This window comes from Sphingobium sp. UBA5915, assembly GCF_002431195.1.
Lineage (GTDB): Bacteria > Pseudomonadota > Alphaproteobacteria > Sphingomonadales > Sphingomonadaceae > Sphingobium > Sphingobium soli.
On record NZ_DJDV01000016.1, the window covers coordinates 1 to 13,417 of the forward strand.

Below are 13,417 nucleotides of genomic sequence, written 5' to 3' on the forward strand. Positions count from 1 at the left end.
AGGCGCTGATCGTCAAGCGGGTTCGCCAGTGGAGCGCGGTCGCGCTGCTCGGGATCGTGTGGGGCGGCTACAACTCGATCGCGGCGTGGCGCGAGACCCACGCCTTCATGATAAACGCCAGCGAGAGCCTCCCCAACTGGGCGTTCTTCATCCAGCGCGGCCGCGTACCCGCGAAGGGCGACTATGTGTTCTTCGCGCCGCCCGAGGGCGAGCTGGTGCGCCGCCACTTCGGACCGGATTCGGGACCGTTCGGCAAGCGCGTGATCGGCGAGGCCGGCGCGCTGGTCGAGCATCGCGGGGAATGGGTCTATGTCGACGGCGTCCGCGTCGCCCACATGAAGCCGCGCTCGCGCTTCGGCGAAGTGCTGACGCCGGGGCCGGTCGGGCGCGTACCCGAGAGCTGCTATTATGTCGGCACCGCGCACCCCGACGGGTTCGACAGCCGCTATGGCGAGATCGGCTTTGCCTGCGCGAAGCAGATCATCGGCACCGGGACACCCATCCTGTGATCCGGCGCGCGGGCCTTTTCGGCGGAACGCTGGGCGTGGCGCTGGTTGCCTCGTCGTCCTGGCCGATCGTGCAGGGCGCGCTCGCAAAGGATCACGGCGTGATGGGCCAGACCTGGGCGATCGCCGAGCCGGATCTGCTGGCGACGATCGACACCAGGCTCAAGACGCTGCAGGCCAATGGCGGCATCGAGCGGATGCAGACCGCGCTGCGTGAGAAGACCGAGGAGCGCGTGCGCAACCCGATCCCCGTCGCCGGCATCGGCGCGGTGCGCGAAAGCCGCAGCTGGACGTTCGACCCGACGATCGTGCTCGATCAGGATATCCAGGACCAGAAGGGCCGGCTCGTCGCGCGCGCGGGGCAGCGCGTCAATCCGCTGTCGTTCGTCGCGATGAAAACCGACCTCGTGTTCATCGACGGCCGCGACGATGCGCAGGTCGACTGGGCGCTGAAGCGGTGGACCGCGCAGAATGCCAAGATCATCTTCGTCGCCGGCTCGCCGTTCAACCGCATGGGCGAGAAGAAGCGCCGCTTCTTCTTCGACCAGCAGGGCAAGCTCACCAGCCATTTCGGGATCGCGCGCGTCCCCGCCGTGGTCGAACCGGCGGGGCAATTGCTCAGGATCAGCGAGATCGAGATGCCGGGAGCGGGCGCATGATGTGGCTCGACATGCTCAGGACGCCTATGGCCGCGCCCGAGACGCCGGCCCTCAAGGCGATGCGGCGCGCGATCCTGTGGTCGGCGATCGCGCTGGCGATCGCCATCTGCGCGTTGCAGCCGCTGCGCGCGGTGCTCGGCGCCGGGGCAGGGGGCGCGCTTGCCGGACTGGTGCTGGCGCTGGTCGTGCTGGTGCCGGTCTATGTGATCGCCAAGAACCGCGCCGATAACGCCTACCTTGACGCGAGCCTCGCGGCGCAGCCGGACGCGGAGGGCGCGGCGTGATCCGCCGCCTGCTCACCCTCCTCGGCATGATCGCCGCGTTCGCGCTGCTGCCGGCGCCGGCGAGCGCGCTCCCGGCCAACTGCACCGGCAAGTTCGTCAACCCGATCACCGACGTCTGCTGGTCTTGCCTGTTCCCGCTGTCGGTGGGCGGCGCGCATATCTGGCCGGGAAGCCGACCCGACACCAAGAACCCGAGCCTGCCGGTCTGTGCGTGCGGTTCACCGATCCCGCGCATCGGCATCTCGATCGGCTTCTGGGAGCCGGCGCGGCTCGTCGATGTGACCACCAAGCCGTGGTGCTTCCCGAACCTGGGCGGGCTTCGCCTCAATCCGGGGCTCGATATCGGGCAGGGGCAGTATACCGGCCCGCTCATCAAGGGCGGTTCGACCCAGGCCAGCGCCAACTGGCAGGCGCATTACTACGTCTATCCCTTGCTCTACTGGATGGAGATCCTGACCGACTTCCTGTGCTTCGAGCAGGCCTCGTTCGACGTAGCCTACATGACCGAGATCGATCCGCTCTGGAACGACGACGTGCTGACCACGCTCATCAATCCCGAGGTCGCCTTGTTCAACAATCCGATCGCGGTCGCCGCCTGCGCGGCTGACTGCGTCGCGGCGAGCGCGAAGCTGCCGATCGACCCGATGTTCTGGTGCTCAGGCTGCAACGGCTCGATGTTTCCGATGAACGGCAACATCGCGGCGCACAATTCGCCGGTCCAGTCGTCGCGTCTCGCGGCCGAGCGACTCCTGTTCAAGATGCACCGGCAAGGGCTGGCCTGGGGCACCGCTGGATCGAAGGCGCTCTGCAACAAGTACGTCATGCCGATCCTTAAGAAGTCGCAATACCGCATCCAGATGACCAATCCGACGCCCACGGTGAGCGGCAAATATGCCTGCTCGCCGATCGGCGCGACGACGCTCCCGCCCGACGCGGGCCGGGCCTTCCCCGTCAAGGGCGAGGACTTCGGCTACCTGCTCTGGCGCAAGCGCAACTGCTGCATGCTGTGAGGACCTGACATGAAGAAGTTCCTCCTTTCCGCGCTCGCTATCGCCTCGGTCGGCACCGGCTGCGCGGTTCTCGCGCAGACCGTCGAGGGGCTCGACCTCGACGCGATCCGCGCGCGATCGGCGAAGTCCGAACAGGACGCGACCGCGCTCGTGAACGAGGTCGAGCGGCGCGGCGACGCGTTCCGCAAGGATGCGCAGACCGTGCAGGCGGTCGCGCTGGAGCAGATGCGCACGATCGACAACGCGAGCCTGCCCAGGGGACCGGCGGGTGCGGTCGACTTCGACGAGATGATCCAGGCCGCCTCGGCCAACCTCAAGGAGAACCAGGGCACCGCGCCGCAGTTCATGGTGTTCGTGTCCACCTCGATGCCCGAACAGGCGCTGAAGCGGATCATTGCTGATACCTCGGCCGCTGGCGGCGTCGTGGTGTTCCGGGGCTTCCCCGGTAACTCGGGGAAGGCGTTCATCGCCGCGCTCTCCAAGGTGGTCGAGAAGGACCAGCAGTTCGCCTCGATCGGGATCGACCCGCGCCTGTTCCGCGCGTTCGATGTGACCGCGGTTCCGACGATGGTGGTCTCGTCGAGCGACTTCACGCCGTGCGACGGCCTCACCTGCAAGACGACGCCGCCTCCGTTCGATCGCATCGAGGGCAACGTCACGGTGCGCTACGCGCTGGAGACGTTCGCGGGCGAGAATGGCCCTGGCGCGCTGGTCGCACGGACCGCGCTCGCCAACCTCGGCCGGAATCCCTGAACCATGCGGGGGGGCCGTATCCTGATCGGTCTTCTGGCGCCGGTCCTGGCAGCGCAGGCGCTCGCCCAGGTCCAGTCGACCCAGCAGGGCCAGCAGGGCGTCGGCGATTTCTACGGCCTGGGCGATTACACCTACTTCAGCGACACGACCCCCAAACCCACCCCGACCCCCACACCCTCATCCGCGCCGGTCGCAAAGACGACGGTGACCAGCGTCGCCGAGCCGAGCGCGGCTCCCGCGCGGACCACCGCCAGCATGGCCCGCACGGTTCAGCCTGCGGCAGCGAGTAATGCGGTCGCGGCCGAGCCGAGCGCGCAGTCGAGCAGTTCGACCTACACCTATCCCAAAGGGGACATGGCGGCGGCACGCGCCGCGGCGAAGGCACTGGCGACCCCGGCACGCCAGGCTTCGGGCGGCATCATCTCCTCGACCGATCTGCCCTCGACCATCCCGGGCTTCAGCAGCGGCACCCAGTCCGGCGAAGCCTATGCCGACGATCCCGACGCGCTGATCGCGGCGGGCGGGTCTGCCGCTGGCGCGAACGAGGCGTGGCAGCTCGTCACCGATCCGGGCCGCAAGGTCGTGACCGTGCCTGCCGGCGATCTCACGCGCGCGCAGGACGTCGAGAAGGACCCGAACAGCTATCTCGCCGGTCAGTCGGTGGGCGGCGCCGACGGTAGCTGCAAGCCGCTGCCTCCCAATGGCACCACCGATTATTACGAGGCGACCTGCAACAAGGGCGCGAAGCTCGAGGAAACCCCGGCGACCTGCACCGGCAGGATGGACCCGGTAATCGTCGATACGCTCAGGTACTTCTATTATGGCGTGCGCGACCAGAACGAAGGCGGCGGGTTCGCGCGCAACAGCGTGATGCAGGCCAAGGTCGGCGCCGGTCTGTGCCGGGTCGAGGCGAGCACGCCGCATATCTGCGATGCGCAGATCGAACTGGGGGCGGGCGGCGGCAACGTCGAGGCCTATCGCAAGTGGTGCAAGAAGCAGTCGTCGATGAATACCACGGCGCAGCTTTACTCCTGCTCGGCCGAAATCCCCCAGGCCGAGATCCCGGCGCACCAGAATTACGCGACCGGCACGGTGTACCTCAGGAAGGAGGGCACGCGCGAGGTCACGCTGACGCGCAATGAGGGAAGCTGTCCGGCGCTGGTGTCCGACACCGCCTGCATCGCGACCGGCCCGGAGGTCTGCACCGAGGGGCCTGAGACGCGGATCATCGACGGTGTGTCGGTCACGGCATCGTGCTGGGCGTGGTCGCGCCCGTTCACCTGTCAGCGCATCACCCAGGCGTCCGATTGCAGCGATCTGGAGAACGGCGGGAAATGCACCTTCCTGCGTGACGAGTGCCTCGACGATCCGCAGTCCGGTCCGTGCCAGGTCACGACGAAGGTCTACAAATGCCCGGTCCCGACGCCGCCTTCGACCGATCCCAAGCAATATATCTGCGGTGATGACGTCTATTGCATCGACGGCGAATGCGAACCGGTCGAGCGCGAGGCGTCGACCGAGTTCAAGGACGCCGTGGTCGGGCTGCACGCGCTGGGCCAGGCCAATGCCGAGTTCGATCCCGATACGCTTACCCTGTTCTCGGGCAAGCGGCAGACCTGCCACAAGCCGGTGTTCGGACTGGTCAACTGCTGCGCGGGCAAGGCCTCGGGCCTCATCACGACCGCTGCCGGCGCGGCCGCGATCGCGGGCGGGCCGGTGGCGATCGCCGCGCTCGCGACGCCGTTCCTCACGATGTTCATGTGCTCGAACGACGAGAAGCTGCTCGACGTGCAGGACCGGATGGGGATGTGCCACAAGTTGGGCGAATATTGCTCGGACAAGGTGCTGGGCATCTGCACCTCCAAGAAGACGGCCTATTGCTGCTTCGAGAGCAAGCTGTCGCGCATCCTGCAGGAACAGGGCCGCCCGCAGATCAACAAGCCGTGGGGCAGCGCCAAGAAGGAAACCTGCAAGGGGTTCACGCTCGATGAATTCTCGCGCCTCGACCTGTCGGTGATGGATTTCACAGAGGTCTATGCCGAGTTCGTCGACGCCGCGAAGCTGCCCGACGAGATCGAAACCTCGCGCCAGATCCAGGAACGGATCAAGGCCTATTACGACGCGAAGAAGAGCAAATGACCGGCGTGACGCAACTGTCGGACCATCGTCCCTTTCCCGACCTGTCGGTCGCGGAATTTGCGGTCCTGATCGCGCTCCTGCGCGCCGGACCGCACCCGGCCGGGTTCCTTATCCCGACGCTCGACAGCTGGTTCGATACGAAGCTGTGCGTGGCCGATCTCGAACCGACGATCGCGCGGCTGATCCGCGCCAACCTCATCCTGCGCCGGGGCGAGACGCTCTACCCGCGCCGGCACGCCCGCAACCTCATCATCGGGGTGTACGGCAACCTGTTCCGCATCCTCGCCGACGACATGGCGCAGCTCGTGTCGCTCAAGGAGCCGTCGCTCCTCGGAACGCTCAAATCCTACCTCACCCGCCGCGAACAGGAAGATCGCGAAAAGCAGAAGAAGAAGGACGACTGACATGCGCAAGGCCCTGACCCTCGCTCTCATCCTCTCGGTCGCATCGCCCGTGCTGACGCCGGCGACGGCGCAGGAGCTGACGCCGCTGCCGGATTCGGTGTCGTCCACCCGCGATGCCGGTGACGACGGCCGCGATGGCGGTCAGGATAGCTATGGCAGCGCGGACGATCTCGGATCGGCCGACCGCGTCGCGGCGCAGACCGGCGACGACTTCTACTGCCGCGAACGGCGGCTCGGCACCTGGTTCTACTGCGACAAGCCCAAAGCCAAGCCCGCCGAGCAGCGGTCGGCGCAGCCCGCGCGGTCGTCGGCCGAGCAGCTTGCGGCGATCTCGAAACAGCTGGAGGAGTTGAAGGCGCGGGCGATCCTCGAGCCGACGCCCGAGAACATCAGCCACTATATCGCCTTCCAGCGCGAGCAGCTCGATCGCGCCTCGTCGTTCGCCGACATGTGGCAGCGCACGGTGTGGCAGAACCCCGACCTCGACTACACGCTCCAGCGCCCCGTCAGCCAGCTGGGCAAGCGAACCTGGCTCGACACGCGCAACGCCGATCGCGAGCGCGTGTTGTCGCAGATCTCCCAGCGGTACGGCGTGTTCTATTTCTACTCGTCGGCCTGCGCCGCGTGCGAGACCTTCGGGCCGATCATGCGCAGCGTCTCGGATCGCTTCGGCCTGACCGTCATGGCGATCTCGCTCGATGGCGGGCCGACCCGTGCCTTCCCGAACTACACGATCGACACCGGGCAATACAAGGCGATGGGCATGCGCGGCCAGCAGGTGCCCGCGCTCGTCCTGTTCGACACCGTCACCAAGCAGCCGATGCCGATCGGCTACGGCGTGATGGCGGCCGACGAGGTGATGAACCGCATCTTCACACTGACCAGCGTCAAGCCCGGGAGTGACTTCTGATGGTCCGCTCGATCGTCCGCTTCTGCGCCGCGGTTCTCGCGCAGGCCAGCATGATCCTCGCGCTTGGCGGTCTCGTCGCGACGCCGGCGATGGCCGACGTCCAGGGCGAGATGAACAGCTATTTCAACAAGTCGGGCGCGGCCGCGAACGTGACCGGCCCGACCGCCTTCCAGGGGCAGTCGGCGGGCTATTACTCGGGTGGTTCGCTGTGGAGCCGCTTTCCGCAGAAGTCGATCAACCCGGTCAGCGTCGCGCTCCCCAGCGCGCGCGGCGGCTGCGGTGGCATCGACCTGTTCGCGGGGTCATTCTCGTTCATCAACGCCGACGAGATCGTGGCGATGCTCAAGGCGACCGCCAACAACGCGATCGGCTTCGCCTTCCAGCTCGCGATCGACAGCATCTCCGCGCAGATCGGCGGGGTGATGAAGGACATGAGCCAGCGCGCGCAGCAGCTGAACGCGTTCAACATGTCCTCCTGCGAGGCGGCGCAGCAGGCGGTCGGCTCGCTGTGGCCGGCGATGGACGGGGCGTCCTCGACGATCTGCCAGCAGGTCGGCGGGGCGAAGGGCTTCTTCTCCGACGCGGCCGCGGCGCGCCACGGCTGCACCAACAAGGGCGAGCGTGAGGATACGATCGCGCGTGCCGGCGACGACGCCGAGCTGGTCCAGTCGAAGAATTACACCTGGTATGCACTGAACGCCAAGAGCGCAACCAAACCGTCCCGGGAATATGCCGAGTTCCTCATGACGATGGTCGGCACGATCATTTATGACGCGACGAAGGCGAAAGACAGCATGGGCGCGTTCCAGTTCATCGCGCCGGCCAGCTGGGACACCTATCAGGCGCTGCTCGACGGCACCGCCTCGGCGCCGACCGACGTGTGGCAGTGCGACACGACCGACGACAAGGGGTGTCTGAAGCCCACGCCCACCAAGCTAAGCATCTCGACCAACGAGGCGCTGCGTACGCGCGTCCTCAAGGCGATGGACAGCATGTCGGGCAAGATCCGCTCCAACGCCGCGCTGTCGGGTGACGAGATCGCGCTGCTCGGGATGACCTCGATCCCGCTCTACAAGATCCTCGTCGTCAACGAGGCGGCGCACATGGGCCTGTCGGGCGGCGATCGCGCGACCCTCGCCGAGATGGTCGCGATCGACATGTTGATGTCGATGCTCGACCGGATGCTGGACACGATCTCGCAGGCGCAGGCGGGCGCAAAGTTCGTCTCGACCGACGAGTTCAAGGCGTGGCGCGCCCAGGTCGACAGCGTGAAGACCGAGCTGTCGCGGCGCAGCGAGAAGATGGCCGGGCAGATCTCCAATACCTACCGGGTGATCCAATACACCCAGTTCATGGAATCCACCCTCAAGAACACCATGAGCCCGCAGTTGTCGGCTTCGCTCCGGTTCGGACGCGGCCTCAGCGCGCAGGGCTTGCGGTAACACGGCGGCAAGGGAGCGACGGCGATGGGCGGGCTCGAAGTCTTCACGATCGGCGGGGGCGAATATATCGTCAACGTCTTCAACGCGGTCGCGGCATGGACCGGGGGCGGGGGCTACCGCTCGATGCTCCAGGTCGTGATGGTGATGGGCTTCATCTACTCGCTGTTCGTCGTCGCCTTCTCGCTCGACTGGCGGGCGTGGTTCAACTGGTTCCTCCAGTCGACGCTCATCTACATGATGCTGATGGTCCCGACCGTCACGGTGAAGGTGACCGACCGGATTAACCCCGCGCTCGCGCCCTCGGTGGTCGACAACGTGCCGCTGGGCCTTGGCGTGATGGCCTCGTTCACGAGCCAGGTCGGCGACTGGATGACGCGCTCGGCCGAGACCGTGTTCGTCATGCCCAACGCGCTCGCGCTGACCAACAACGGCATGATCTACGGCGCGCGGCTGATGGACAAGGCGCGCACCTTCCAGATCACGGACAGCGTGTTCCGCGCGAACCTCGACGAACACCTGAAGCAATGCACCTTCTATGACGTGCTGCTCGGGTTCAAGGCGATGGACGATCTCACCAAGACCAGCAATCTGTGGGAATCGATCGGGCCGGGGTCGCCGGCGCGCAGCCAGCGGTGGATCACCTCGACAGGCCCCGGCACCACCGAAAACTCGATCATCCCGTGCAACGAAGCCTATTCGCGCATGGATGCCCAGTGGCAGACCGCCTACGACAAGGATCTGATCCCGTTCGCCAGGAACGCCTATCCCGGCATCGCCGACACGATCGCGGCCCAGCGCATCCGCGATGACCTGCCGGTGGTCGCGGCACAGATGCACGGCACCTCGACCGATGCCTATTCGTACCTCAAGCAGATCTCGATGATCGACGCGTTCCTGGCCGCGCGCGAGAGCTTCTCCGATGCGGGGTGGGACGCCTATGCGTCGCAGCGCGCGGACGCGCAGGCCAAGAACACCTATACCTCAATCGCGACGCAGGCGATGACCTGGGTGCCGCTCCTCGGCATCGTCCTGACGGTCGTATTCTACGCGATGTTCCCGGTGCTCTTCCCGCTGTTCCTGTTCCCCAGGACCGGCCTGCAGACGCTGAAGGGCTATGCGACCGGGTTCTTCTACCTCGCCTCCTGGGGGCCGCTCTACGTCATCCTGCACATGTTCGTGATGAGCAGGGCGGCGAGCCTCTACCATGCGGCGGCGCCGATCGGGCCGACGCTGCTGGTCTCGGACGGCATGGCGAGCGTCAATGAATCGATCTCGACGCTCGCGGGCTTCCTGATGATGAGCGTACCGTTCATCGCGGGCGGCATGGCGCGCGGCGCGATGGCGATTGCGGGACACGCCACCTCGATGCTGCAGCCGGCGCACAGCGCGGCCGAGCAGGCGGCGACCGAGCGCACGACCGGCAACTATTCGTATGGCAACACCTCGTTCCAGAACCTGACGTCTGGCATGACCCAGGCGAACAAGTTCGACGATCAGCCAAAGTTCAATTCGGGCTATTCGGTCGGCACGTTCACCAATGCCGATGGCGGGGTGACATACGGCTTCGCGGACGGGACCAACGCGTTCGATACCCGCCAGGGCATCTCGAACCTCGCGTTCACGCCGACGCGGACCGCCGGATTCGACAGCAGCATGAGCCGCGCGCTCTCGGACGGGCAGACGCACACCCAGTCGCTCCGCAGCGCGGCATCGCAATCCTGGAACGCGACAGCGACGACGGCGACGGATCTGTTGACGGCCGCTGAGCATCGTCGCGGGAGTTCGACCGAGACGGGGTCCGGGTTCAATAATAGCGTCGCGCGGATGACAGAGGCGTCCCGGAGCCTTTCGACAGGTTTGACGGACAAATTTGGACTAAGCGTATCTGACAGCCAGAATGTTTCCAGAGTTACGCAAACTACTGGTGATGCCAATGCGGGTCTAGAGGCCCTTGGAAAGATGTGGGGAGTTACCGGAAGGGCAGGGATCGGCTTGCGCCTAGCTTCAATTATCAACGAGAACACAGGTCGTAACATATCGGGAGATCAAGCCTACAGTGAAACTCGTGATTATCTGACTAGAGAAACAAACACTACTCAAGCGCGTGCGGCTCGCGACGAATTTATGCGCGAAACCAGCACAAGCGGAGATAGTGAAGTTCGGTCGCTGTCGCAGAAGCTGGGCGTCAGCGTCGGGGAATCGCGGTCGGCGTCGTTGGAAGCAACTCGAGCCGAAGAGACGTTCCAGCGGGTCAGCAACGATGTCAGAGAGGCCTCGGCGCGGGGCTGGTCCCTCAACCGGAACGAGAGCCAGGAGTTTGTCGTGTATGCCCAGGAGCGACTGCTCGGCGACGACACGCTGTCGCAGTTCGGGTGGACGCCGGGCATGGTTATGCCCCGCACGCCGCAACAGGAACAGGTGCGCGATATCCTGCTTGGCGAATTCATGGAGCGTCGCGTCTCATCGGTCCGCGACGAACTGGGTGTAAGCGTGCCTGAGCGTCTGTCAGGGCAGTTGCATGGCCCTGCTTCGGCGACCCCGGGTGCGGTACAACAATGGGGCAACCAGCGCGCAGCCGGCGTCAGGGCGCAAGGGCCTGACGTGTCGATCCGGGAAAGCTCGCGCGATCTCGATTTGGCCGGCAATGTCGCTGACGCGATCCCGAACGCGTCAGCGCGCATCACGCGTGGTGCATTCGAGGTCGGGAACGGTGTCGACGAGGCGAGAGGGACGGCGGGTCAGCTAGGTGACCATGTCCAAGAGCGCAATGATGCGTGGATCACGACGACACTTCCCGGTGTTGAGGGCGCGCGCAACTGGGTCCGTAACAATCTCGGGATCGGAGCTGGCACCAGCCATGTTTACGAAGTCCCGCGCGGTGAACGTGCGATGCTGCCGATTTCGGGGCGGCTGAGTTCGGGAATGGGTGGTCGGATCGACCCGGTCACTGGCGAGCCCGGGCGGCATCACCGAGGGGTGGATATCGCAGCGCCAGCCGGGACGGAGATCCGCGCGCCAGCTTCGGGTCAGGTCATTCGGAACGACTTCCAAGCCAACGGTGCCGGGAACTATGTGGTCCTGCAACACGGCGACGGCTCACAGAGCAAATACTTCCACATGCAGGATCGGTCTGGCTTCCAGGTAGGAAGTACGGTCGAGGCCGGGGCTGTGATTGGCCGCGTTGGCAGCACCGGAAAATCGACCGGGTCGCACCTTCATTATGAATTATGGAAGGATGGCGCTCCGGTCGATCCGAGGAGGTTCCAGCTTAGGAATGGCCGGGAATAAGGAAATTGCCGACGATCATAAGTCCGATAATGACAGCGAAGAGGATTTTGTTACCTCGCGCTGACGTTATCGGTTTTTGGGTGTACTCGATAAAATTGGTTCGCTCAGAGGCAAGTTCAATGCCTCGTTGCGTCATTTGATCGAGTACATTGTTAGGATTGAAATAGATATTCGCGCCAATGGGCGGAACGTCGTTCTGCCTGTCCCAATCCCGGCTAGGAGCGTCGTACTCATATTGGCCAGTAACATTGTTAAACACGGCCGCTCCTTCCTCAATCCATAGCCGACCGTGCTGGTCAGAATTAGGCTTGCAAAGCCTAGCATATCGGATTGAGTTTGGCGAGGATTTTCACCCGCACTGACGGAGTGGGCACGGTGGAGCAGGACGGCGAAAACCCGCGCACGATCGAACGCTACGAGGCGCTGCTGCGCGAGCATCTGCTGTTCTACGATGCGCTGCGTCTGCGCGAGCGCCGGCCGAGGAGCGCGGCGCAGCGCCAGTTTCAGGACGTGGCGTGGGGCAAGGCCCCGCCGGTAACCGATCACGAGCTCGCCTATGTTTGGCACCTGAAGGCGCGTAGGATCGCGCCTTTCAACACCCCGACGCCGGCACCGCATATCGACGACGTGATGGCCGGGTACGACCTCGGGGCGCGGCCGGTGAGTGGCGACGTCGGCACGAAATGGGATAATGCCTGGCGCGAGTATCGTGGTGGCCGGGAGTTCTTCTGAGCCAAACAGATTAAAGGAGTGGACCGATCTGCAACCGATATCGCCTGAGCGCCAAACAGGCCGCGGTGATGCGGTCGGTCGGGTTCGAGCCGCCGTATCCCGAGGACGAGACCTACCCGGTGCCGCGCGAGATCTTCCCGACCGGCAAAAAGACCGCGCGCTATGGCTTGGTCGTCAGGCGGGCAGGGGAGCGTAACCGCCCGCTTGAGCCGATCGCGATGGAATGGGGCTTCCCGACCAAGGTAGCGAGCAAGCGCGACCCGGCGGTCAAGCTGGACAAGTTCGTCACCAATGCGCGGAATCTCTCATCGTCGATGTGGAAGCCGTCGATCGCCAGTCCCGATCGCCGCTGCCTGGTCCCGTTCACGCATTTCGCCGAACCACATCCCGAGGGCGGGAAGGGCGATGACGGCAAACCCCGCCAGATGTGGTTCTCGCTGCCTGACCAGCCCATCGCCTTCTTCGCCGGTCTGTGGCGGCCGACCGAGCGCGGCGATGCCTATGCCTTCTGCACCACCTCTCCCAACCCCGCCGTCGCGCCCTGGCATCCCAAGGCGATGCCGGCGATCCTCCACCCCCGCGATTTTACGACATGGCTCGACGGGAGCCATGAAGATGCCCTGAAGCTCGTCCGCCCCTACGAGGGTGAGATGAGCGCGCAGGAGGCAACTCCCGATGGCGGTTCGGCATGAACCGGGCTAGGCCGGTACAATCATTCACCACCGGGACGTGTTCATGACGACTACATCCGATCTGGCCGAGCAGATCTCCAACACCCATGGCCTCGCAAAGGCCGACGCCAGGAAAGTCATCGATGCGATCCTTGCGAACATCACCGCGGCCGTCGCGACCGGCGAGGAAGTCAGCCTCAACGGGTTCGGCAAGTTCAAGCTGAAGGACACCCCCGAGCGTCGGGGGCGCAACCCATCGACGGGCGAGGCGATCACGATCGCGGCGTCGCGCAAGCTGACGTTCGCGCCCGCCAAGGCGGTCCGCGATCGGTTGAATGGCAAGTGATATACGGGCCAGCGTATAAAAACGCTGGCCTAAGCTGAGGGGACGTCATGGCCGATACCGCAGCCGACTACCGCGCGAGGGCTGCGGCCGATCTTGCCGAGGCGCAGCGGCTCGATCTGCCACATGCTCGGGATCGTATGCTGTATTCGGCCGATCGCTGGTCGAAGATGGCTGATGCGGTCGATCGCCGTGTCCGGTAACGAAAGCACGTCGATCGCGCTCGACCTGGCTAACTGGTCAGCAGTCCAGGCTGTCAACGGCGGAGCAAAAGTC

The 13,417-nt window shown here is 65.1% G+C and carries 15 protein-coding genes; 13 read left to right on the forward strand and 2 right to left on the reverse strand.

The annotated features are described in order from the left end of the window. From B2V90_RS02475 to B2V90_RS02520, 10 genes are all read left to right on the forward strand, one after another. A partial coding sequence (locus tag B2V90_RS02475; RefSeq protein ID WP_293919565.1) for a S26 family signal peptidase occupies nucleotides 1-509 on the forward strand: 509 nt, incomplete at its 5' end. Continuing rightward, complete coding sequence (gene traW / locus B2V90_RS02480) at nucleotides 506-1,165, forward strand: type-F conjugative transfer system protein TraW (protein WP_069320828.1); 660 nt, start codon at nucleotides 506-508, stop codon at nucleotides 1,163-1,165. The genes B2V90_RS02475 and traW, both read left to right, overlap by 4 nt. Further along, nucleotides 1,162-1,449, forward strand: coding sequence for a hypothetical protein (locus tag B2V90_RS02485; RefSeq protein WP_069320829.1), 288 nt, complete (start codon nucleotides 1,162-1,164; stop codon nucleotides 1,447-1,449). The genes traW and B2V90_RS02485 overlap by 4 nt, the downstream gene beginning before the upstream one ends. 26 nt (nucleotides 1,450-1,475) lie before the next feature. Further along, complete coding sequence (gene traU / locus B2V90_RS02490; RefSeq protein ID WP_241215474.1) at nucleotides 1,476-2,459, forward strand: conjugal transfer pilus assembly protein TraU; 984 nt, start codon at nucleotides 1,476-1,478, stop codon at nucleotides 2,457-2,459. A 9-nt stretch (nucleotides 2,460-2,468) separates the two neighbouring features. Further along, nucleotides 2,469-3,212 carry a type-F conjugative transfer system pilin assembly protein TrbC gene (gene trbC / locus B2V90_RS02495; protein ID WP_293919566.1) on the forward strand — a complete coding sequence of 248 codons (744 nt, stop codon included), beginning with the start codon at nucleotides 2,469-2,471 and terminating at the stop codon, nucleotides 3,210-3,212. Nucleotides 3,213-3,215: 3 nt separating this feature from the next. Further along, complete coding sequence (locus tag B2V90_RS02500; RefSeq protein WP_414711570.1) at nucleotides 3,216-5,351, forward strand: conjugal transfer protein TraN; 2,136 nt, start codon at nucleotides 3,216-3,218, stop codon at nucleotides 5,349-5,351. Then, nucleotides 5,348-5,755 (forward strand): hypothetical protein, encoded by a 408-nt coding sequence (locus B2V90_RS02505; RefSeq protein WP_037447140.1) that lies wholly within the window; start codon nucleotides 5,348-5,350, stop codon nucleotides 5,753-5,755. The genes B2V90_RS02500 and B2V90_RS02505 overlap by 4 nt, the downstream gene beginning before the upstream one ends. A gap of 1 nt (nucleotide 5,756) precedes the next feature. After that, nucleotides 5,757-6,665 carry a conjugal transfer protein TraF gene (gene traF, locus B2V90_RS02510; protein WP_293919570.1) on the forward strand — a complete coding sequence of 303 codons (909 nt, stop codon included), beginning with the start codon at nucleotides 5,757-5,759 and terminating at the stop codon, nucleotides 6,663-6,665. Continuing rightward, on the forward strand, nucleotides 6,665-8,107 hold the full coding sequence (locus B2V90_RS02515) for a conjugal transfer protein TraH (RefSeq protein WP_293919572.1): 1,443 nt from the start codon (nucleotides 6,665-6,667) through the stop codon (nucleotides 8,105-8,107). Before traF ends, B2V90_RS02515 begins: the two co-directional genes overlap by 1 nt. Nucleotides 8,108-8,131: 24 nt before the next feature. Beyond that, on the forward strand, nucleotides 8,132-11,395 hold the full coding sequence (locus B2V90_RS02520) for a conjugal transfer protein TraG N-terminal domain-containing protein (RefSeq protein WP_293919574.1): 3,264 nt from the start codon (nucleotides 8,132-8,134) through the stop codon (nucleotides 11,393-11,395). On the opposite strand, the gene B2V90_RS02525 is transcribed toward B2V90_RS02520, so the two are convergent. Then, nucleotides 11,376-11,654, reverse strand: coding sequence for a hypothetical protein (locus tag B2V90_RS02525; RefSeq protein ID WP_293919576.1), 279 nt, complete (start codon nucleotides 11,652-11,654; stop codon nucleotides 11,376-11,378). The two genes, B2V90_RS02520 and B2V90_RS02525, sit on opposite strands and share 20 nt — an antisense overlap. A 116-nt stretch (nucleotides 11,655-11,770) precedes the next feature. Here B2V90_RS02525 and B2V90_RS02530 point away from each other — a divergent pair, with 116 nt between their 5' ends. From B2V90_RS02530 to B2V90_RS02540, 3 genes are read left to right on the forward strand one after another with little or no spacing between them, the layout of a single operon-like run. Beyond that, nucleotides 11,771-12,127: a hypothetical protein gene (locus B2V90_RS02530; protein WP_125962569.1), complete on the forward strand. Its 357-nt coding sequence runs from the start codon at nucleotides 11,771-11,773 to the stop codon at nucleotides 12,125-12,127. A gap of 26 nt (nucleotides 12,128-12,153) precedes the next feature. After that, nucleotides 12,154-12,819, forward strand: a complete 666-nt coding sequence (locus B2V90_RS02535; protein ID WP_256210915.1) for an SOS response-associated peptidase — start codon at nucleotides 12,154-12,156, stop codon at nucleotides 12,817-12,819. Between the two features lie 43 nt (nucleotides 12,820-12,862). Continuing rightward, nucleotides 12,863-13,144 (forward strand): HU family DNA-binding protein, encoded by a 282-nt coding sequence (locus B2V90_RS02540; RefSeq protein ID WP_293919579.1) that lies wholly within the window; start codon nucleotides 12,863-12,865, stop codon nucleotides 13,142-13,144. 29 nt (nucleotides 13,145-13,173) lie between these two features. On the opposite strand, the gene B2V90_RS02545 is transcribed toward B2V90_RS02540, so the two are convergent. Beyond that, nucleotides 13,174-13,417 (reverse strand): hypothetical protein (locus B2V90_RS02545; protein WP_293919581.1); only part of this gene is annotated, 244 nt, incomplete at its 5' end.